Annotated in this window: 16 protein-coding genes; 13 read left to right on the top strand and 3 right to left on the bottom strand. The window is 64.3% G+C overall.

The genetic code is table 11. The annotated features are described in order from the left end of the window. Positions 1–28 precede the first annotated feature (28 nt). The 6 genes from BCV67_RS05315 (at position 29) to BCV67_RS05290 (ending at position 7010) form a co-directional block, all read left to right on the top strand. On the top strand, positions 29–889 hold the full coding sequence (locus BCV67_RS05315; protein ID WP_062166790.1) for a YicC/YloC family endoribonuclease: 861 nt from the start codon (positions 29–31) through the stop codon (positions 887–889). Positions 890–1260: 371 nt separating this feature from the next. After that, positions 1261–1893, top strand: coding sequence for a guanylate kinase (gene gmk / locus BCV67_RS05310; protein ID WP_062166789.1), 633 nt, complete (start codon positions 1261–1263; stop codon positions 1891–1893). 112 nt (positions 1894–2005) lie between these two features. Then, positions 2006–2305 (top strand): DNA-directed RNA polymerase subunit omega, encoded by a 300-nt coding sequence (gene rpoZ, locus BCV67_RS05305; RefSeq protein WP_057629054.1) that lies wholly within the window; start codon positions 2006–2008, stop codon positions 2303–2305. Between the two features lie 106 nt (positions 2306–2411). After that, a complete protein-coding gene (locus BCV67_RS05300; protein ID WP_062166788.1) occupies positions 2412–4571 on the top strand; it encodes a RelA/SpoT family protein in 2160 nt (719 codons plus the stop codon). A gap of 724 nt (positions 4572–5295) precedes the next feature. After that, complete coding sequence (locus BCV67_RS05295; RefSeq protein ID WP_062166787.1) at positions 5296–5937, top strand: FABP family protein; 642 nt, start codon at positions 5296–5298, stop codon at positions 5935–5937. Positions 5938–6626: 689 nt separating this feature from the next. Continuing rightward, positions 6627–7010 (top strand): RidA family protein, encoded by a 384-nt coding sequence (locus BCV67_RS05290; RefSeq protein ID WP_062166786.1) that lies wholly within the window; start codon positions 6627–6629, stop codon positions 7008–7010. Between the two features lie 56 nt (positions 7011–7066). Here BCV67_RS05290 and BCV67_RS05285 read toward each other — a convergent pair whose 3' ends face one another. Continuing rightward, the gene (locus BCV67_RS05285; protein ID WP_062166785.1) at positions 7067–8104 is read right to left on the bottom strand and encodes an AraC family transcriptional regulator; all 1038 of its coding nucleotides are present in this window, start codon (positions 8102–8104) and stop codon (positions 7067–7069) included. A 120-nt stretch (positions 8105–8224) separates the two neighbouring features. Between BCV67_RS05285 and BCV67_RS05280 the strand changes: the two genes are divergently transcribed. The 7 genes from BCV67_RS05280 to BCV67_RS05250 all read left to right on the top strand — a co-directional run bounded on the left by BCV67_RS05280 (position 8225) and on the right by BCV67_RS05250 (position 18367). After that, positions 8225–9463, top strand: a complete 1239-nt coding sequence (locus BCV67_RS05280) for a parallel beta-helix domain-containing protein (protein WP_062166784.1) — start codon at positions 8225–8227, stop codon at positions 9461–9463. A 9-nt stretch (positions 9464–9472) separates the two neighbouring features. Then, a complete protein-coding gene (locus BCV67_RS05275; RefSeq protein WP_062166783.1) occupies positions 9473–10660 on the top strand; it encodes an SO2930 family diheme c-type cytochrome in 1188 nt (395 codons plus the stop codon). A gap of 40 nt (positions 10661–10700) precedes the next feature. Further along, positions 10701–13145, top strand: coding sequence for a TonB-dependent receptor (locus BCV67_RS05270; RefSeq protein WP_172837725.1), 2445 nt, complete (start codon positions 10701–10703; stop codon positions 13143–13145). 194 nt (positions 13146–13339) lie between these two features. Continuing rightward, the gene (recG, locus tag BCV67_RS05265; protein WP_062166781.1) at positions 13340–15469 is read left to right on the top strand and encodes an ATP-dependent DNA helicase RecG; all 2130 of its coding nucleotides are present in this window, start codon (positions 13340–13342) and stop codon (positions 15467–15469) included. Positions 15470–15534: 65 nt separating this feature from the next. Next, positions 15535–16470 carry a nucleoside hydrolase gene (locus tag BCV67_RS05260; protein WP_062171432.1) on the top strand — a complete coding sequence of 312 codons (936 nt, stop codon included), beginning with the start codon at positions 15535–15537 and terminating at the stop codon, positions 16468–16470. Positions 16471–16569: 99 nt separating this feature from the next. Further along, positions 16570–16812: a type B 50S ribosomal protein L31 gene (locus tag BCV67_RS05255; protein WP_054657059.1), complete on the top strand. Its 243-nt coding sequence runs from the start codon at positions 16570–16572 to the stop codon at positions 16810–16812. Between the two features lie 280 nt (positions 16813–17092). Continuing rightward, positions 17093–18367 carry a citrate synthase gene (locus BCV67_RS05250; protein ID WP_062166780.1) on the top strand — a complete coding sequence of 425 codons (1275 nt, stop codon included), beginning with the start codon at positions 17093–17095 and terminating at the stop codon, positions 18365–18367. Positions 18368–18860: 493 nt separating this feature from the next. Here the strand turns inward: BCV67_RS05250 and BCV67_RS05245 are convergent, their stop codons facing one another. Continuing rightward, positions 18861–19487, bottom strand: coding sequence for a hypothetical protein (locus BCV67_RS05245; protein ID WP_062166779.1), 627 nt, complete (start codon positions 19485–19487; stop codon positions 18861–18863). Positions 19488–19560: 73 nt separating this feature from the next. Beyond that, the gene (locus tag BCV67_RS05240; protein WP_062166778.1) at positions 19561–21993 is read right to left on the bottom strand and encodes a penicillin-binding protein 1A; all 2433 of its coding nucleotides are present in this window, start codon (positions 21991–21993) and stop codon (positions 19561–19563) included. Positions 21994–22073: the final 80 nt, after the last annotated feature.

Below are 22073 nucleotides of genomic sequence, written 5' to 3'. Positions count from 1 at the left end.
TCGCCCTTTGAAACGCATCGGAAAACACATGATTCGGAGCATGACCGCCTACGCTGGCGGCGAACGCATCACCCCCTGGGGCACGCTGGGCTGCGAACTGCGCTCGGTCAACCACCGGTTCCTGGAAGTGGGCGTGCGCCTGCCCGAGGACCTGCGTGCGCTGGAGCCGCAGCTGCGTGAGCGTGTTGCCGCCCGGGTCAGCCGCGGCAAGCTCGACCTGGTGATGCGCCTGCGCGCACCGGAAACCGCCACTTCGCTGGCTGTCAACGAAGTGCTGGTCGATCAGCTGGCTGAACTGGCGCAGCGGCTGCATGGCCGCTTCCCGGGAATGCAGGTGGGCTTCACCGACCTGCTGCAGCACCCGGGTGTACTGCGCGCCGAGGCCGTCGACAGCACCGCCCTGCACGCCGAAGCGCTGGCGCTGCTGGAAGAAACCGTGGGCAGCTTCGTGCAGGCGCGTGAGCGTGAGGGCGACAACCTGGCCAACGCCATCAGCGAACGCGTTGATTCGGTCGAGCGCATCGCCGCCGAAGTGCGGGAACTGATCCCCGCCATCCGTGAAGGGCAGCGGGTCAAGCTGGCCGCACGCCTGGCCGACCTGCCGCACCCGGTTGACCCAGGCCGCGCCGAGCAGGAGCTGGTGATGTGGCTGCAGAAGCTCGACGTGGATGAGGAGCTGGACCGCCTGGACAGCCATATCGCCGAAATCCGCCGCGTATTGCGCCAGCGCGAGCCGGTCGGTCGCCGGCTGGATTTCCTGCTGCAGGAGTTCAACCGCGAGGCCAACACGCTGGGCTCCAAGTCGGTGGACGCGCGCACTTCCAATGCCGCCGTCGAGCTGAAGGTGCTGATCGACCAGATCCGCGAGCAGGTCCAGAACATCGAGTAAGCGCAGAAAGCAAAGCTCTTGCAGTGCCGAGCCATGCTCGGCAAAGCAAAGCTCCTGTAGTGCCGAGCCATGCTCGGCAAAGGCTCTACCGGTGACGCCCCAGCCGAGCATGGCTCGGCTCTACAGGTAACGCCCCAGCCGAGCATGGCTCGGCTCTACGGGTAACGCCCCAGCCGAGCATGGCTCGGCTCTACGGGTAACGCCCCAGCCGAGCATGGCTCGGCTCTACGGGTAACGCCCCAGCCGAGCATGGCTCGGCTCTACAGGTGACGCCGCTCCCACAAGGCTCTGGGCGGCCATGAACCCCCGGTCCCTGCACAGACCCGCCCACGCCGGTACAATGCCGGGCCATTCCGCCGTTGGCCCACCGCATGCGTGGCACCCTCTACATCGTCGCTGCCCCATCCGGGGCCGGCAAAAGCAGCATCGTCAACGCCACCCTGGCGCGCGACCCCCACATTTCGCTGTCGATCTCCTTCACCTCGCGGGCCATGCGCCCGGGCGAGGTGAACGGCAAGCACTACCACTTCGTCTCCGCCGCCGAGTTCGAACAGATGATCGCCGCCGGCGATTTCTTCGAGCACGCGTTGGTGCATGGCGACTGGAAGGGTACGGCCCGGCAGTCGGTGGAGCCGCAGCTGGCGGCCGGCAAGGATGTGCTGCTGGAAATCGACTGGCAGGGCGCGCGCCAGGTGCGCGACAAGGTGCCCGGCGCGGTCAGCGTGTTCATCCTGCCGCCCTCGCGGCAGGCACTGGACGAGCGCATGCGCAAGCGCGGCCAGGACAGCGAGGCGGTGATGGCCCAGCGGCTGGCCGCCGCGCGCGAGGAAATGCTGCATTACGACGAGTTCGACTACGTGATCATCAACGAGGATTTCGACACCGCCGTGGGCGAAATGTGCTCGATCTTCGCCGCCAGCCGGCTGCGCTGCGCCCCCCAGCAGCAGCGCCACGCCGAGCTGATTGCCTCGCTGCTGACCCCTGAAAACCGAGCAAGTGATTGATCCGCAAGGGGCTGTTCAGGCGTTGACTTGATTTCAACCCCCGCCTGCCCCTACAATCCGTCCCCTTTCCCTCATTCGATCGAGCGGCCGTTGCAGGTCGCCGGGAGCCCGCATGGCCCGCATTACCGTAGAAGATTGCCTGGAAGTCGTTAACAACCGTTTTGAGCTGGTCATGATGGCGTCCAAGCGTGCCCGTCAGCTGGCCAATGGTGTCCAGGCGACGATCGACAACAGCGAGACCGAGGACAAGCCGACCGTGTTGGCGCTGCGCGAGATCGCCGCCCGTCGCATCGACAACGACCTGATCGAGGAAGTCGAGAAGTCCGAGCGTGAGCGCGCCGAGCGTGAAGCGCTTGAGTGGGCTGCCGCTGAAGTGGTTGCCGACGAAGACATGTCCAAGAACGACGATTGATTGCCGCTACGGCATTGATTGATGTTGTCTGCAAACAGCCCGCCGCAAGCGGGCTGTTTGCGTTGTGGCAATTGCCGTGGAACGCCCGCTGGAATAGTCTTCTGACATGAACCCAGGCCCTTCCGCCCAGGTAGCCACGCCCGCGGGCGGGGTGATACCTGACTATGTACTGCAACTCGAACGCGCAGCCAGCTATCTCCCCGCCGAGCAGCTGCCGCTGCTGCGTCGTGCCTGGGAAGTGGGCGCGGCCGCGCATGCCGGCCAGACCCGCAAATCCGGCGAGCCCTACATCACCCACCCGGTCGCGGTGGCGCGCATCCTGGCCGAACTGGGCCTGGATGTTGAAACCCTGATCGCCGCCATCCTGCACGACACCATCGAGGACACCCCACTCACCGGCGAGGAACTGGCCACCGAGTTCGGCCAGGCCGTGGCCGATCTGGTCGAGGGCGTGACCAAGCTGGACAAGCTCAAGTTCCGCGACCGCCAGGAAGCGGCCGCCGAGAGCTTCCGCAAGATGCTGCTGGCGATGTCGCGCGACCTGCGCGTGATCATGATCAAGCTGGCCGACCGCCTGCACAACATGCGCACCCTCGGCGCGCAGAGTGCCGAAGCGCGGCGCCGCATCGCCACCGAAACGCTGGACATCTACGCGCCCATCGCCCAGCGCCTGGGCATGAACCTGATCAAGTCCGAGCTGCAGAACCTGGGCTTCCGCGCACTGTACCCGTGGCGCCACGCCATCATCGAGAAACACATCCGCAGCCAGCCGGTGGTGCGTCGCGAGTCGATGGCGCAGGTGGAAGTGCAGCTGTCGCAGCGGCTTGCGCGCGAAGGGCTGGAACATCGCCTGATCAGCCGCATCAAGACACCGTGGAGCATCTACACCAAGATGCGCGAGGAGAACAAAAGCTTCGACCAGGTGATGGACGTGTTCGGCTTCCGCCTGGTGATGCGCAACGTGCCCAACTGTTACCACGCGCTGGGCGGCGTGCATGCCGCGTTCAAGCCGCTGGACGGGCGCTTCCGCGACTTCATCGCCATTCCCAAGGCCAACGGCTACCAGTCGCTGCACACGGTGCTGTTCGGCCCGTATGGCTCGCCGATTGAAGTGCAGATCCGCACCGAGGAAATGGACCTGATCGCCGAGCGCGGCGTGGCCGCGCACTGGACCTACAAGTTCGGCGGTGACGGCCCCAACAGCGCGCAGAGCAGGGCGCATGCGTGGATCGTGGAGCTGATCGATTCGCAGCGTACCGCCGGCTCGTCGCTGGAGTTCCTGGACAACGTCAAGGTCGACCTGTTCCCGGACGAGGTCTATCTGTTCACGCCCAAAGGCAAGATCCTGGCATTGCCACGCAACTCGACCGCGCTGGACTTCGCCTATGCGGTGCATACCGACGTGGGCAACCGCGCGGTGGCCTCGCGCGTGGACAAGAAGCTGGTGCCGCTGCGCACCCGGCTGGTGAGCGGGCAAACGGTGGAAATCATCACCGCGCGCTCGGCCTCGCCCAAGCCGCAGTGGCTGGAATTCGTGGTCAGCAGCAAGGCGCGTACCGCCATCCGCCACCAGCTCAAGCAGCTGGAGCACGAGGACGCCGTGCAGCTTGGCCACAGCATGCTGGACCGCGCGCTGGAAGCAATGGACAGCTCGATCGAACGGCTGCCCAAGGGGCGCCTGGATGCCTTCCTGAGCGAGCACCGCTATCCGCGCCTGGAGGCCTTCCTGGCCGACGTGGCGCTGGGCAACTGGATGCCGACCCAGGCCGCGCAGGCGCTGATGTCCTATGCCGAGCTGCGCGCCAGCGGCGTGACCCATCGTGCCCAGGAGAAGATCCTGATCAATGGCAGCGAGCGCGGCGTGGTCAGCTTCGCCAATTGTTGCCAGCCGATTCCTGGCGACGACATCATGGGCTACCACACTGCCGGCAAGGGCATCGTGGTGCACCGTCTGGATTGCCCGAACCTGGCCGAACTGCGCAAGACGCCGGACCGCTGGGTGCCGATTGGCTGGGATACCAGCGTGGTGGGCGATTACGACACCGCCCTGGTGGTCGAGGTGGAGAACGGCACCGGCGTATTGGCGCAGTTGGCCGCGGCCATCGCGCAGAGCCATTCCAACATCGAGCGGGTGGACTACCTGGACCGCGATTTCAACGCCGCGGTACTGTGTTTCAACATCCAGGTACGCGACCGCAACCATCTGGCCGAAGTGATGCGCCGCCTGCGTCGCCTGCAGGTCGTGCAGGCCGTCCGCCGCCAGTAGCAGGGTAGTGCCGAGCCATGCTCGGCAGGGGCTCTACCGGGGTAGTGACAGTGGTTTTTGTGGGAGCGGCGTAAGCCGCGAAGCTGCTATCAATGATTCAACAGCCATGTCTGCTCTGCGGATGTTCCATCAGCTTCGCGGCTTACGCCGCTCCTACAAAAAAGCCCTTGGATTCGCCGGGAAAGCTCCAGCCGAGCATGGCTCGGCTCTACCTGTTTGGCGCTATCCACACAGGCTGTGTTCTGCTGCCTACACAAGCTGTGGATAAGGCGCGGCAGCCCTTGCTGCATGGGCCTCTGCAAAAGATGGTGATATTTTGTCCATGAGCTGTGGATGAGTACCGTAGCGCCGAGCCATGCTCGGCAGGGGCCTTCCTGGCTACCTGTAGGAGCGGCGTAAGCCGCGAAGCTTGGGCTGCTGGAATCATGGCGCTGTCTGCAATCTGTTGGACCGTCTGTTTCGCGGCTGACGCCGCTCCTACAAGCAAAGCCGCCTTGGATGCGCCGGAAAGCCCAGCCGAGCATGGCTCGGCTCTACCTTGCTGCGCTATCCACACAGGCTGTGTTCTGCTGCCTACACAAGCTGTGGATAAGGCGTGGTAGCCCTTGGCGCATGGGCCTCTGCAAAACATGGTGATATTTTGTCCACGAGCTGTGGACAGCCAGGGATGAGCCTGTGCCACGTTCTGCGTACCATCGGCGGCATAACCCCAGGACTGTGCCCCATGACGACGTTCCCCGAAGACATCTATACCGAACCCAGCGCCGATCCCGATACGCTGGCCAACCTTGGGCCGCTGGCGCCGTTGGCCGGCATCTGGATCGGTGAGCGCGGCATGGACGTCAACCCGAAAGCCGATGGCCCCGAGCGTCAGGCGTATATCGAGCGGGTCGAGTTGCAGCCGATTGATGCCCAGCCCAACGGACCGCAGTTGTTCTACGGCCTGCGTTACCACACGCGCATCGTCAAACCCGGTGAAGTGGAGACGTTTCACGATCAGGTCGGTTACTGGCTGTGGGAGCCTGCCACCGGTACGTTGATCCAGACCCTGAGCATCCCGCGCGGGCAGACCGCGATGGCGGTGGGCAAGGCGGCGGCCGATGCCAAGACCTTCCGCCTGCGTGCCGAGCGCGGTTCGACGACCAATGGCATCAGCTCCAATCCCTTTCTGGAGCATGCCTTCCGCACCGAGAGCTACGAGATTCAGGTCACCATCAATGACGATGGAACCTGGTCCTATGAGCAGGAGACGGTGCTGATCATTCCTGACCGCAGCGAACCGTTCGCACATACCGACCGCAATACCCTGCGCAGGATCGGCGCGCCGACCCCGAACCCGACCGCGCAGGCAGCAGCTGTCGTGTAGTGCCGAGCCATGCTCGGCAAGGGCTTTGCCGACGCGTTGTAGGAGCGGCGTCAGCCGCGAAGCGGGTATCGCTGGAATCATGGCGCTGCCTGCAATCTGCCGGACCATCTGTTTCGCGGCTTACGCCGCTCCTACAGAATCATGTTGGGATTTCCAGGAATGCCACGGGCGAGCCTTGCCGCGCTATCCACACAGGCTGTGTCCTGCTGCATCCACAAGTTGTGGATAAGCACGCGCAGCCCTTGCGCGGCGGGCCTCTGCAAAACATGGTGATATTTTGTCCATGAGCTGTGGATGACTCCCGTAGTGCCGAGCCATGCTCGGCAGGTGCTTTCCCGGCCATCTGCAGGAGCGGCGTCAGCCGCGAAGCTTGGGCTGTTGGAATCATGGCGTTGCCTGCAGTCTGTTGGAGCATCTGCTTCGCGGCTTACGCCGCTCCCACAAACAAAGACCGCATCGGATGCAGCGGGAAAGCCCCAGCCGAGCATGGCTCGGCTCTACCTTGCTGTGCTATCCACACAGGCTGTGTCCTGCTGTATCCACAAGCTGTGGATAATCCTTCGCAGCCCTTGTGCAGCCTTGCTTTGCGGGAGGTGGTGAAGTTTTGACCAGCGCCCGCCCGGCGCGGTCAGGCAGCCGCCAAGGTGGCGACGTTACAATGGCCCACCTTTTCCAGACTGGAGTTGTCCATGTCCCGCCAGATCATCAACACCGCCAACGCCCCGGCCGCCATCGGCCCGTACTCGCAGGCTGTGCGCGCCGGCAACACCGTGTATTTCTCCGGGCAGATCCCGCTGGACCCGGCTACCGGTGAGATCGTCGCCGTCGACGTGACCGCACAGGCCCGCCGCGCCTTCGACAACCTCAAGGCCGTTGCCGAGGAAGCCGGTGGTTCGCTGGACAAGATGGTCCGCCTGGGCCTGTACCTGACCGACCTGGGTGAGTTCGCCAAGGTCAATGCAGTGATGCAGGAATACTTCCAGGCCCCGTTCCCGGCCCGTTCCACCATCGAAGTGTCGGGCCTGCCGAAGGGCGCCGCATTCGAAGTCGATGCGATCATGATCATCGACTGATCCAGCACCGTTCAACGCTGCATGCGGATGCCCGGCCTTTGCCGGGCATCTGCGTTTCAGCCTGGTTGGCGGCGGATGTCACTGGGGGTATGGCCGGTCCAGCGCTTGAACGCGCGGCGGAACTCGCGCGCGTCATTGAAGCCGAGCTGGTTGCCGACAGCGGCGATGCTCAGCTCCGCGTCCTGCAGCAGCTCCAGCGCCAGTTCGGTGCGCAGCCGGTCGTGGATTTCACTGAAGCTGCTTTCTTCCTCGGCCAGCTGCCGGCGCAGGGTGCGTTCGCTCAGATGCAGGGCCTGTGCGGCATCGCTCATCTGCGGGTTGTCGCGCAGCCGGCTGCGCAGCAGGCGCTCCAGCGCCGCGGTGGTTTCGCCATGCGATGCCTGCGTGGCCAACTGCGCGCGGCACAGCGACAACGCCTGTTGTGAGGTCACCGGGTTGTAACTGGCGAACGGCAGCTGCATCCAATGCCGGTGCACCAGCATCGCATTGCGCGGCTGGTCGAAGCGGGGTTCACAGCGGAATACCGCACGATACTGGTCGATGCTGGCCGGGGCCGGGTAGCTCAGCTCCAGGCCGGCCGGGCTGAACGCATCACCGGCCAGTTCACGGGCCAGCATCAGAATGCTGGAAAACATCTCTTCGCACAGGAACGGCAGCAGATCGTTCACCTGCTCCGGCGCGGTGGCAATGACGGCCAGCGTGTCGGCGTCGTTTTCTTCCAGAACCAGGTCCATCAACGGGCCCAGGTTGCGCTGGTAGTCCAGGCCGATCCGCACGGCGTCACCAAAGGTGCGCGCGGTTTTCATCGCCAGCCCCAGCAGGCCGAAATTGCCGCCATTCTGCGCACCGCCCATCGCCAGCCCGGCCGCATCCATCGGCAGGGTAGGCAGGGCGCGGCGAATCACTTCGTAGGCCTGGCGGTAGGAAATGCGGGTGCGCGGATCGTTGAGCTGGTCCTGGCTCAGGTGCAGCCCGAGCAGCCAGCTGTCGGTGTCCACGCCCAGCTCGCTGCCAAGCAGCAACAGGCCGCACAGCATGTTGGTTGGCACATTGGCAATGGCCAGGCGGTCGCCGCCCGGGTTCCTGCGCTGCATTCAAGCCCCTCCAGCTTGTCCGCTTTTCCCCCCCAAGTATGCCGGTCTTGCCCTTCGCGTGAACACCGCCTGAAGGTGAGACTGCAAATCAACATTGGCAGGCGTATGGAGTCCCGAATCATGCAGCGCAGCATTCCCTGGGCAGTTGCCACCACCTTGGCCGTGCTGGCGTCCGGCTGCCAGAAGCAGCCGCAACAGCAGACGCCGGCTGTCGCTGCTGCGGATGGGGCATTCGCAGCCACGCTGCAGGAGCGCCTGCTCGATGCCAAGCCCGGCGATGTGATCGACATCCCGGCCGGCCGCCACCAGTTCGAGCGCAGCCTGAGCTTGCGTGCCGACGGGGTTACCCTGCGCGGCGCCGGCATGGACCAGACCGTGCTCAGCTTCAAGGGGCAGAAAGCCGGCGCCGAGGGGCTGCTGGTCAATGGCGACAACTTCACCATCGAGAACCTCACCATCGAGGACTCGAAGGGCGACGGACTGAAGATCAGCGAGTCGGAAAACATAACCATCCGTGGCGTCAAGGTGCAGTGGACCGGCGGCCCCAGCACCAAGAACGGCGCCTATGGCATCTACCCCGTGCTGACCAAGAACGTGCTGATCGAGAACACCATCTCCATCGGTGCCTCCGATGCGGGCATCTATGTCGGCCAGTCTGATGGGGTGATCGTGCGCAACAGCCGCGCCGAGCAGAACGTGGCCGGCATCGAGGTCGAGAACACCCGCAATGCGGATGTGTACGACAACGTGGCCACCGGCAATACCGGCGGCATCCTGGTGTTCAACATGCCGGGCCTGTCGCAGCAGGGTGGCAACATCCGCGTGTTCAACAACAAGGTCATCGCCAACAACTACGAAAACTTCGGCGCCAAGGGCACGCCGGTGGCCAGCGTGCCTGCTGGCTCGGGCATCGTCATCAATTCCAACGATGACATCGAGGTGTTCGACAACGAGGTGCGCGACAACGCCACCACCAACATCATCGTTTCCAGCGTGTATTCCACCGGCTACAAGGACAGCAGCGCCTCGCCCAACTTCGATCCGTACCCGGAGCGCATCTACATTCACAACAACACCTTGTCCGGTGGTGGCGACTCGCCCGATGGTTTGGACCTGAAGGCGCTGAAGCTGGCGATGTACGGCCTGACCGGCAACTTTCCGGACGTGCTGTGGGATGGCTATTACAACAAGGCGCGGGTGGTGGACGGGGTCAAGGTCGGCCCGCAGATCTGCCTGCGCAACGTCAGTGGCGTGATCAACGCCGATGGCCCGGGCGGTTACAAGAACCCGAGCAAGGACGCCAAGCCATTCGAATGCGATCTGCCGCGCTTGCCGGCCATCGACCTGAAGCGTGGTTGAGGCCTGGGCATGCGCAAGCTGATGGTGCGGGGAATGGTGTTGGTGGCTGCCTTGCTGGTGCTGGCCGGGTGCGGCAAGCCGGAAGCGGTGCACTTTTTCGAGCAGGGCCAGCCGGCGACGCTGGATGAGTGGCATGTGCTGCGCATTCGCGATGGCCGGCTGTCACTCAACGACGGCGTGGTGCCGTATGACCTGAACACACCGCTGTTCAGTGATTACGCGCACAAGCTGCGCACGCTGTGGATGCCCAAGCGGCAAGCGGCGGGTTACCAGCCCGAGCATGCGTTTGATTTCCCGGTCGGCACCATCCTCAGCAAGACCTTCTATTACCCGCTGCCCACGGCTGGCGCGGCTGACGGCAAATCGGTGGCGCGTACGCCACCGGCGCAATCGGTGCTGCAGGGCGAAACCCTGGACCTGTCGAAGGTGCGCCTGATCGAGACGCGGCTGCTGGTCCACCGCAAGGAAGGCTGGGTGGCCTTGCCCTATGTTTGGAACGAGCCGCAGACCGAGGCCCGCCTGCAACGCACCGGTGCCAGTGTCGATCTGGAACTGGTGGCCGCCGATGGCACACGCGAAGCGTTGTCCTACCAGGTGCCGGACCAGAACCAATGCGGCGGCTGCCATATCACCGACAACCGCTCGCGCAAGCTGCTGCCGATAGGCCCCAAGGCCCGTCATCTCAACCGCGATTTCGACTATGCCGGTGGCCGCGACAACCAGCTCGCGCATCTGGTCAAACTCGGCTATCTGAAAGACCTGCCAGCGCCGGAGCAGCTGCCGCGCATGGCCGATGCCACCAATCCGCAGGCGCCGCTGGAGGCGCGTGCCCGTGCCTACCTGGACGTGAACTGCGGGCATTGCCACAGCCGCACCGGCCCGGCCATCACCTCCGGCCTGTGGCTGGATGCGTCCACCCAGGACCACCTGAAGTTGGGCATGTGCAAGCAGCCCATCGCCGCCGGCAAGGGCACCGGCAACCGCCGCTACGACATCCAGCCTGGCGATGCCGACGCTTCGATCATCGCCTACCGCATGGACAGCGATGACCCGGCGGTGATGATGCCCGAGGTCGGGCGCGCGGTCGTGCACACCGAAGGCGTAGCGCTGATCCGGCAATGGATCGATGCGCTGCAGACAAACTGCGATACGGCGGGCGAAGGCCAGCCGGGCAACACGGGCCCGCCGGCGGTCTGACGCCGGTATACCTCACTGCGTGGGAGAGAACGCGATGCGAGTGAAGCAACGGAATCTGGTAGTCGGTTTGCAGCGGGCCATGGCCGGGCTGATGGTGTTGGGGGCAACGGCCCCGGCAATGGCCCAGTCGGCGACGGAGGATGCTGCCACCACGCTTGACCGCATCACCGTCACCGCGCAGAGCCGGCAGCAGGAAATACAGGATGTGCCGATCGCCCTGCAGGTGGTCGATCAGAACCTGCTCAATGACGTGGCGGCGGAGAACCTGGGCGACATCGACAGCCTGGTGCCGGGCCTGGTGATCAGTGCGGTGCAGCCGACCCAACCCTCGTTCAAGCTGCGTGGTGTTGAAACCGATGATTTCGGCATTGGTACCGATCCGGCGGTGGGCATCTTCGTCGATGGCGTCTACGGCGGGCGCGGTGGTGGCGTGCTGCTGCCGTTCGTCGATGTGGAACGCATCGAGGTGCTGAAGGGCCCGCAGGGTACCTTGTTCGGCCGCAATACCGCAGCCGGCGCGATCTCGCTGATCACCCGCCGGCCGCAATCCGAAACCGAAGCGCGCGCCACGGTACGCGTGGGCAACTACGGCAAGAAATACGCCGATGCGATGTGGAACATTCCCACCGGCGACAATTCCGCGCTGCGCTTCAATGCGCTGATCAACACCAGTGACGGCTGGTTCCAGGACGGTGCCACCGGCAAGGACCTGGGCGGCGAGAATGTCTGGGCCACGCGTGCGGCCTGGCAGACCCGCTTCGGCGACAACACCACCGCCTATGTGAGCTGGGACCATGAAAGCCTGGACCAGAACGGCCGTGTCACCACCGGCATCGTGCCGTTGCCGGCGTATCCGCAGCGGCCGCCGGTGCCGGTGGACCCGGACGACTATCTCGACCCGCGCAAGATCAAGACCTATAGCGATGCCGACAACGCCGAATGGCGCACCTTCGATGGCGTCAGCCTGATCGTCGATCATGCCTTGTCGTGGGGCAACTTCACCTCCACCAGTTCCTGGCGCCAGTACGACTCCACCAACCACACCGAGGAAGACGGTACCAATCGCTTCGACCTGTACGTGGACTCGAAGAACACCGAGAACAATGAAACCTTCTACCAGGAGTTCAAGTTCTCCGGCAGCAACGAGCGCTTCGACTGGGTGGCCGGCGCCAGCTACTTCAACGAGGACGCGCGCCAGACCAGCGAGGTCAATACCAACACCGAGGCGGTGGACAACATCATCCGCAACATGGGTGTGGCGTATCAGCTGGGCATACCCGATGGCAGCCTGTTCAACTTCACCTCGATGCTGGCACAGATGAACGGCATTCCGATTTCGCTGGTTGGCGAAAAGTGGAACGAACGCTTCAACAACACGCTGGACACCACGTCCTACGCCGCCTTCGGCGACGTCATCTGGAAGGCCACCGATCGCCTCAACCTGACCTTCGGCCTGCGTTACACCCGCGACGAGAAGGACTTCAGCTGGCTCAATACGCCACGCAACGCGCCGGGGCTGGAGGCCAAGCTGGGCACGCTGGAGGCAGTGGGCTTCTTCCAGGCGCTGGCGCTGATGGGTATCCCGATCACCCGTGAACTGTTGACCTTCGACATGGCCTTCATCGATCCGCCGGCCATGGCCAACAAGGGCAAGCTGGTGCGGGACAAGAAGAGCTGGAGCGACTGGAGCCCGCGCTTCGTCGTCGACTACCACCTCAACGACGACACCATGGTGTTCGGCTCGCTGGCCAAGGGCTACAAGGCCGGCGGTTTCAACGCGCTGCAGATCGGCCCGGCGTTCGAGAACGAGGACGTGTGGAACCTGGAAATCGGCCTGAAGCAGAGCTTCGACCGCTTCTCCTACAACGTGTCCGTGTTCCATTACCAGTACGACAACCGCCAGGCGATCCGCCTGATCGACCCGGACCCCAACAATCCGGTCGATATCCCCGTCTATGTGTTCGACACCAGCGACCTGGAGGCCACCGGCGTGGACTTCGACATGCGCTGGAAGGTCACCGACGGCCTCACCCTGGATGCGGCGGCGGAATGGATAGATTCCAAGTACAAGAACTACGTGACGCCGGAAGGCGTTGACCTGGACGGGGCACCGACCGGCGAACCGCGCTTCAGCGCATCGGCCGGCGCGGTATACCTCGCTGATCTGGGCGGCAACGGTCAGCTGCGCTTCTCGCTGCGTCATGCCTACCGTGGCGCCACCCGCTGCAATGCAGGCTCCGACCTGCAGGGGGATTGCGGCATCAGCAAGGTGCTCAACATCGGTGAATCACAGCAGCGCACCGATGTACGCGTGGGCTGGACCTCACCGCTGAAGCATTGGAACTGGGCGGTGTACGCCAACAACGTATTCGACAAGCAGTACGTGCGCGGCCTGAACACCTATGGCCACGACCCACTGGGCGTAGTCGGCGCAACCATCACCGACCCGCGCACCTACGGGCTGGAGATGACCGTGAAGTTCTAAAAATGTTGCCTGCGAAAAAGGCTCCCCTCTCCCGCTTGCGGGAGAGGGGTTGGGGGTGAGGGCCTATTAGCCACGTACATTTACCGCACCAAGGCGCCAATCGACACAGCAAATCAGCAGTTGGGGAGTAGGAAACCCCGGCGTCCCACCACGCCGGGGTTTCTGTTTGCGGCGCATGACGGCATCCTTATGCAATGTCTGCACGCCGTGACCTCGCCACCCTCGATCTATCCACCGAACCACTGAGCCATCTGGCCGGGGTTGGGCCACGGGTGGCAGCCAAGCTGGAAGCGCGGGGCCTGAGCACCTTGCAGGACCTGTGGTTGCACCTGCCGCTGCGTTACGAAGACCGCACCACGTTGCTGCCGATCCGCGCGCTGAAAGCAGGCATGGCCGCGCAGGTGGAGGGCAGGGTGGAGGCCGTGGAACGGGGCTTCCGTTACCGGCCGGTGCTGCGGGTGGCGATCAGCGACGATTCCGGCGCCACCCTGGTGCTGCGTTTCTTTCATTTTCGCGCCGCACAGGTAGCGCAATTCGCCGTCGGCCGGCGCCTGCGCGCCTATGGCACGCCGCGCGCGGGGCAGCTGGGTCTGGAGATCGTGCATCCCAGTTATCACATGCTCGGTGATGGCGAAGATGCGCTGCTGGGTGAACTGCTGGACCCGGTGTACCCGGCGGTGGAGGGGATTGGCCCGGCCAGCCTGCGCAAGCTGATCGGGCAGGCATTGGACCGCCTGCCGGCTGCCGCCGCGCTGGAATTGTTGCCGCCGGCCTTCCTTGCCGGCATGGGCCTGCCGTCGCTGCGCGATGCTTTGCTGACCATGCACCGGCCGCCGGCCGATGCGGATATCGCTGCCTTGGGCGCGGGCACGCATCCGGCTCAAAGGCGGCTGGCGATGGAAGAACTGCTGGCCCATCACCTGAGCCTGCGCCGGCAACGCATCGCGTTGCAGCAGCATCGCGCACCTTCATTGCGCGGCCGCGATGGCCTGGTCAAGGCCTTGCGCGAGTCGCTGCCATTCCACCTGACCGGCGCGCAGCAGCGCGTGTTCGATGAGATCCGCAAGGACCTGGCGCGCGCGCATCCCATGCTGCGGCTGGTGCAGGGCGACGTGGGCTCCGGCAAGACCGTGGTCGCGGCGCTGGCGGCGATGCTGGCCGTGGAGCGCGGCAAGCAGGTGGCCCTGGCCGCGCCGACCGAACTGCTGGCCGAGCAGCATCTGAACAATCTGCGCAGCTGGCTGGAACCCTTGGACGTGCGCGTTGCGTGGCTGGCCGGCAAGGTTACCGGCAAGGCCCGTGCCAAGGTGCTGGACGACGTGGCCAGTGGCCATGCGCAGGTGGTGGTGGGCACACACGCGCTGATGCAGGAAACCGTGGTGTTCAACGATCTTGCCCTGGCCATCGTCGATGAGCAGCACCGCTTCGGCGTACACCAGCGGCTGGCATTGCGTGACAAGGGGGCAACGGCCGGGGTGGTGCCGCATCAGCTGGTGATGACCGCCACGCCCATCCCGCGCACCTTGGCGATGGCGGCGTATTCGGATCTGGATGTATCAGCCATCGACGAACTGCCGCCCGGGCGTACGCCGGTGCAGACCATCGCCATCAGCGCCGAGCGCCGCCCGGAACTGGTCGAACGCATCCGCGTGGCCTGCCAGCAGGGCCGGCAGGTGTATTGGGTATGCACGCTGATCGAGGAAAGTGAGGAAGATGCGGGGCCCGGCAATGCGCGCATGGATGCGCAGGCTGCGCAGACTACCTTTGAGACATTGTCGGCGCAGTTGCCGGAGCTGCGCATCGGGCTGGTGCATGGGCGCATGAAGGCTGCCGAAAAGCAGGCGGCGATGCGCGCATTCAAACAGGCCGAAACCGATCTGCTGGTCGCTACCACGGTGATTGAAGTGGGCGTGGATGTGCCCAACGCCTCGTTGATGATCATCGAGAACGCCGAGCGCCTCGGCCTGGCCCAGCTGCATCAGCTGCGCGGCCGGGTTGGCCGTGGTGCCACTGCCTCCAGCTGTGTGTTGATGTATCAGGCGCCGCTGTCGGCGATGGCGCGTGAGCGGCTGGAGACCATGCGGCTCACCAATGATGGCTTCCTCATCGCGGAAAAGGATCTGGAACTGCGCGGTCCCGGCGAACTGCTCGGCACCCGGCAGACCGGACTGGCGGCATTCCGGGTCGCCGATCTGGCGCGTGATGCGGGCCTGTTGCCGACCGTGCACGATCTGGCCGAACGTCTGCTCAACGATGCGCCGGATCTGGCCGACCGGATCGTGCGCCGCTGGATCGGTGGCGCGGTGCGCTACGCATCGGCCTGATTGCATGCTTCCACTGTCATGGAGGAGGTGACAGACTCCATGGCCAACCAGAAGTGAAGCAGAAGATGAGCAAGAAGATACCGTTGCTGATTGATACTGACCCGGGCGTGGACGACGCACTCGCACTGCTGATGGCCTTTGCCGATGCGCAGCACGAGGTGGTCGCGTTGACGGTGGCAGCGGGTAACGTCGGTCTGGAATACACCGTGCGCAATGCGTTGAAGCTGTGCGAAGTGGCTGGCCGCGACGACGTGCCGGTGTTCGCCGGTACCGCCGATCCGCTGGTCTACCCGGCTGAGGACGCCGCGCACGTGCATGGCCGCGACGGCTTCGGCGACGTCGACCTGCCGCTGACCGCACGCACGCAGGACGCTGAGCATGCCGCCCTGGCAATCCTGCGGCTTTCGCACCAATACGCTGGCGAGCTGCTGCTGGTCGCACTCGGCCCGCTGACCAATATCGCCTTGGCGCTGAAGCTGGATCCGAGCCTGCCGCAACGCGTGAAGCGCTTCGTGGTGATGGGCGGCGCGATCACCGGTCACGGCAACATCACCCCGGCTGCCGAATTCAATATCGCCTTCGATCCGGAAGCGGCGCATATCGTGTTCAGCGGTTTTCCGTTCATCGAAGTGGCCGACTGGGAAGCCACGCTTGCCCACGGACTGATGCACCGCGATGTGGAGCAGTGGCTGGCCGCCGATACCGCCAAGGCCCGTTTCTACGAACTGATCTCGCGCAAGACCCGGCTGTGGTCGGAAGACAGCCGTGGTGAACGCTGGTACGCCGCCGATGCCCTGGCGATGGCCTGGGCGCTGCAGCCGGAAGGCGGCAAGGTGGTCGAGCAGCGGCCGCTGTCGATCGAACTGACGGGTAGCCGCAGCCGTGGCGCCACCATCGTCGACTGGAACCGCCAAACCGGCGCGCCGGACAATACCGCCCTGTTGATCGGCTATGATCAGGCCCGCTTCGAAGCGCAGGTGCAGCGGGCGCTGGGCCTGTAACGGCCGGTTAAACAGCGGGGTGGAAGGCTGGCTTGCCAATTGCGGCAAGCCCTGCCTATAATGGCGGTCTTGACCACCAGCCTATACGGTGTGAGCCCCATGAAGGCCGATATCCATCCCGATTACCACAACGTCGTTTTCCACGACGTGACCTCCGATTTCAAGTTCCTGACCCGTTCGACCATGTCCTCCAAGGAAACGGTCAAGTGGGAAGACGGCGAAGAGTATCCGCTCGTCAAGGTTGAAATTTCCTCGGCTTCGCATCCGTTCTACACGGGCAAGCACAAGGTTATCGATACCAGCGGCCGCATCGACAAGTTCCAGAAGCGCTACGCGCGCTGATTGGTACAGGTTGTTGCTGCACAGACAACGGCCGCGCCCTGCGCGGCCGTTGTTTTGTCTTGCCTGTCGTACGGCTGAATCCTTGCAGAATGTGGCGGGTTTGCCAGCGTGACGCTGTGTCGCGCTGAAACGCCGGCTATAAGACTTTTGTCTTCGCAATCTGCAAATGCTGCTGTGCGATAATCGTCGGAACCGCAGTGCAAAACTGCGGAATTCCTTCACGCGCCTGCCCGCACCCCATTCGTCAGGACAGGCGCCTTCCACTTGAGGAGCGCACACTGTGTCCGATCTTGATCAGGTCACGCTCAACGCCGGCGAAAAGTCGGTCGTTCTGCCTGTCGTCAAACCCGTCCTGGGCAATAACTGTGTCGATATCTCGAAGCTGACCAAGGAAACCGGTCTCTTCACCTACGACTCTGGCTACACCGCTACCGCCAGCTGCAAGTCGGCCATCACCTACATCGATGGTGACAAGGGCGTGCTGCTGTATCGCGGCTATCCGATCGAGCAGCTGGCCGACAAGTCCAGCTTCGTCGAAGTGGCTTACCTGCTGATCAATGGCGACCGTCCGAGCGCCGATCAGCTGAAGGCTTTCGAAGCCGAACTAAGCGCCGAAGCCGGCGTCGATGATTCGATCAACACGCTGATCGGCAGCTTTGCCAAGGACGCGCATCCGATGGCGATCCTGGCTGCCTCGATCGCGCAGCTGTCGGCCAAGTACCATGCCTCGCTGGACCTGGATGACACCGAACAGCGCCGCCAGGCTGCCGTGCGCCTGATCGCCAAGGTGCCGACCCTGTCGGCCCTGATCTACCGTCACGGTGCAGGCCTGCCGGCCAACAAGCCGGACACCTCGCTGGACTATGTCAGCCGCTTCCTGAAGCAGACCTTCGAGTCGGCCGACGGCAAGTACGATCTGAACAAGGACGTGGTCAAGGCGCTGGATCTGCTGTTCATCCTGCATGCCGACCACGAGCAGAACGCCTCGACCTCGACCGTGCGTCTGGTCGGTTCCACCGGCGCCAACCCGTACGCGTCGGTCGCCGCTGGCGTGACCGCGCTGTGGGGCCCGGCACACGGCGGCGCCAACGAAGCCGTGCTGAAGATGCTGGAAGAGATCGGTTCGGCCGACAATGTCGAGTCCGCCGTGGTCAAGGCCAAGGACAAGACCTCGGGCTTCCGTCTGATGGGCTTCGGCCACCGCGTGTACAAGAACTTCGATCCGCGCGCCAAGGTCATCGGTGAAATGACCAAGCAGGTGCTCGGCCAGCTCGGCGTGCAGGATCCGCTGCTCGACGTGGCAATCAAGCTGGAACAGGCTGCGCTGCAGGACGAGTACTTCGTCGCCCGCAAGCTGTACCCGAATGTCGATTTCTACAGCGGCATCATCTACAAGGCACTGAACATCCCGACCGAGATGTTCACCGTCATGTTCGCGCTGGGCCGCACCGCGGGTTGGGTGTCGCATTGGCTGGAACAGCAGGTCGACCCGGAAATGAAGATCGGCCGTCCGCGCCAGGTCTACACCGGCCACGACGTGCGCGACTACAAGTAATGGCCGTGGCGCAGTGATGCGCCGCTACCATCACCGCAAAAGGCCCCGCTTCGGCGGGGCTTTTTTGTTTGTGTTTCTCTCCCACAAACGCAGACTGGTAGCTCTGTAGTGCCGAGCCATGCTCGGCAGGAGCTTTGCCGTTAAGGCCTCTGCCGAGCATGGCTCGGCACTACGTTTCCTCGCTTTGCCGTAGGCAAGGGGAGGGCTGGGGAGGGGTTGGTTTTAGTCTTTCGCGCAATGCCAGCTTCGCGGTTTACGCCGCTCCCACAACAAGCCTGCGGCCGCCGTTCTGCTCCCTCGCTTTGCCGTAGGCAAGGGGAGGGCTGGGGAGGGGGTGGCTTTTAGTCTTTCGCGCAGTGCCAGCTTCGCGGCTTACGTCGCTCCCACAAAAAGCCTGCGGCCGCCGTTCTGCTCCCTCTCTTTGCCGCAAGCAGGTACTGCATGCGTTCCTGGAGAGGCCTCTGCCGAGCATGGCTCGGCACTACCGGTGCTTCTAGGATTCCAGCGCCAGCAACTGCTTGAGCTGCACCAATGTCGCGCGCGGCAGTGGCTTGCCATCATCCGCCGATACCGGTGGCTGCCGCAGGCCATCTTCCGGCAACACCACCAGTTCGAAGGCGATGCCATCGGCGGCGAACTCACAGCCTGGGTAAAGCTGCTTTGAGGAATGCCCGGCCAGGCGCAAAGACCAGGTACGTGCCTCGGCAGGAATGCGCTGTTCGTGCAGGAAGCGCTGTACCGCATCGGGGTCATCGCAGTGCAGGTGCAGGACCACCGGGCTGTCGCCAACGGCAACGCCGCTCAGTACCGCGCCGGTGAGGCGGGGCTGGAAGGCCTGCAGGAACTGCATGGCCTGCAGCGCCGATTCACGCCGCAGTCGCAATGCGCCGGGTTGGCTGTCCGATGCGAACAGCAGCTGGTGCTCGCGCAACGCCTGCTCGATCTCGCTCAGGCGCGGCCACGCCGCTTCGCTGCTGATGCCGAGCTTGGCAGCGGCCTTGCGGCGGGCATGTTCGAGATCATGGATGCCGCTTTCGGCGATCAGGCGTGCGGCCTCCTGCGCAATCAGCTGCCGTTCGCGGGCGTTGCGTGGGAGGGAGTGCGGTGACGATGAGGGCATCGGGCGGTACCTGGTGGCTGCTGGCCCGATTGTAGGCAGGCGGCGGGGCTTGCGTCCCGCCGCCTGTGGTGGCTCAGAAGATGTCGAAGGCCGCGTCGTCGGTGGCGTGGTCCTGCTGGCCGAAGTCGAAGTCCTGGACGCGGTCCAGATCTTCGGTCTTGACCCATTCGGTGGCGCCGTTGAGCGTTGCCTGGACCATGCCCGAGGGCGGATCGTTCTTGGCGATGGGAGCGTCTTTCAACGCCACGCGCATGTAGTCGATCCAGATCGGCAGTGCCGCCTTGCCGCCGTACTCGCGGTAGCCCAGCGAACGGAAGTCGTCGCGGCCGACCCACACCGTGGTTGCCAGCGGGCCGCCGAAGCCTGAGAACCAGGCGTCGCGGTGGTCGTTGGTGGAGCCGGTCTTGCCGCCCACGTCTTCGCGGCCCAATACCTTGGCCGCGGTGCCGGTGCCGCGCTGGACCACATCCCGCATCATCGACACCAGCTGGTAGGCGGTGCGTTCATCAATGGCGCGCGGCGCGGTGCGGGCATTGGGGTTCACCGGTTTCGGGGGTTCGATGGCCTCGGGCTTGGCTTCGGCCGGTTTGGCGGCAACCGGTGCTGCCTCGGCACCGAAATTAAAGCCATCCACCACCTGGCTGGCGGGCGCCGCGCCGGCGGTCGAGGTGCCGCCGCAGCCGCGGCAGGCCATGGCCGGGTTTTCCTTGAAGATCACGTTGCCGTCGCGGTCCTTGATCTCATCGACGATCCAGGTATCCACGCGCGAGCCACCGTTGGCGAACACTGCATAGCCGCGCGCCACCGACAGCGGGGTCAGCGAGGCGGTGCCCAGCGACATCGACAGGTTCGGCGGCAGCTCGGCCTCCTGGAAGCCGAACTCGCTGATGTACTTGCGCGCATAGTCCACTCCCATGCTGTCGAGCAGGCGCACCGAGACTAGGTTGCGAGACTGCACCAGCGCCTCGCGCAGGCGCATCGGGCCGCGGAAGCCGCCGCCATCGTTTTGTGGCTGCCAGGTCTTGCCGCGGCGGTCGCGGAACACCACCGGCGCATCCAGCACGATCGAGGCGGGATTGAAGCCCTTGTCGAACGCGGCCGCATAGATGAACGGCTTGAAGCTGGAGCCGGGCTGACGGCGGGCCTGGGTGGCACGGTTGAACTTGTTGCCGGCAAAGCTGAAGCCACCGACCAGGGCGCGCAATGCACCGCTTTCAGCGTCAACCGATACCAGTGCGCTCTGGCCGCGCGGAATCTGGTCGATCAGCCATTCGCCTTCCTTGCTACCGGCGCGCACACGGATCATGTCGCCGCGGGTGACCAGCTTGGCCGGGCTGCGGTTGGTCCAGCGGCTTGCGGCCACCGGCAACACCAGCTCGCTGCGGTCGGCCAGCACAACGGTGATGCCGCCATCGGCATGGATGGCCGAAACCACCGCGGGCAGCAGGCCCGACTGTGCCGGGATGGCGGCGATATGCCGGGCCAGCGCGGTGTTGTCGGCATCGGCGGCAACGTCGAAATGCTGCTCGACGCCATGCCAGCCGTGGCGGTGGTCGTAGGTCATCAGGCCATCGCGGACTGCCGTGGTGGCGGCCTCCTGCAGCTGGCCGTTGATGGTGGTGGTGACGTGGTAGCCCTTGTTGAGCACGTCGCCGCCGTACTTGGCGATCATTTCCTGGCGCACCAGCTCGGCCACGTACGGGGCATAGACCTGCACCGGCGGTTCATGCGGGCTGGCATGCATCGCCACCGCCTTGGCGGCGTCAGCCTCGGCTTGGGTCACGTAGCCCAAGTCGGCCATGCGCTGCAGCACGTAGTTGTCGCGGCGCTGGCGGGCACGTTCAGGGTTGCTCAGCGGGTTGCCGCTGGACGGGAACTTGGGAATGCCGGCCAGCGAGGCCATTTCATCCAGGTCCAGCTCGGCCAGCTTCTTGCCGTAGTAGTACTCGGCGGCGGCGCCGATGCCGTAAGCGCGGTTGCCGAAGAAGCTCTTGTTCAGGTACAGCTCGAAGATCTCGTCCTTGCTGAGCTCGCTCTCGATTTTGCGGGCAAGCAGGATTTCGGCGAACTTGCGGGTGTAGCTGACTTCGCTGCTGAGGAAGAATTGCCGCGCAACCTGCTGGGTGATGGTCGATCCGCCGGGTACACCGTCCTTGGAGCCGGTACGTGCGATCAGCCACACAGCGCGGGCAATACCTTTGTAATCGATGCCGTCATGCTGATAGAAACGGGCATCTTCGGTGGCGAGGAACGCCTGCTTCAGGCGCTCCGGGACGTCCTTCATCTGCACCGGGTAGCGGCGGGTCTCGCCGAAAACCGCCATCAATTTCCCTTCATTATCATAGACATACATTGGCTCCTGCAATTCGACATTGCGCAGCGCCTGCACGTCCGGCAGCTTGGAAGAGACAACGTAATAGAGCGAGCCGATGGCGATTGCGCCCACCAGGGAGAAGGCGACAATGAGGGCCAGCAGCCAACGCAGCCAGCGACGAAAACGTGGCATCCAGAAGTCCCGATTGCGGTTTTTGTAGCCGCAGAGTATAGATTACGCAGGGGAGCGGCTGGGGCCGAGTCCTGGGGAGA

The organism is Stenotrophomonas nitritireducens (assembly GCF_001700965.1).
In the GTDB taxonomy this organism is placed as follows: Bacteria; Pseudomonadota; Gammaproteobacteria; order Xanthomonadales; family Xanthomonadaceae; genus Stenotrophomonas; species Stenotrophomonas nitritireducens_A.
This window is presented reverse-complemented; position numbering and strand designations above follow the sequence as displayed.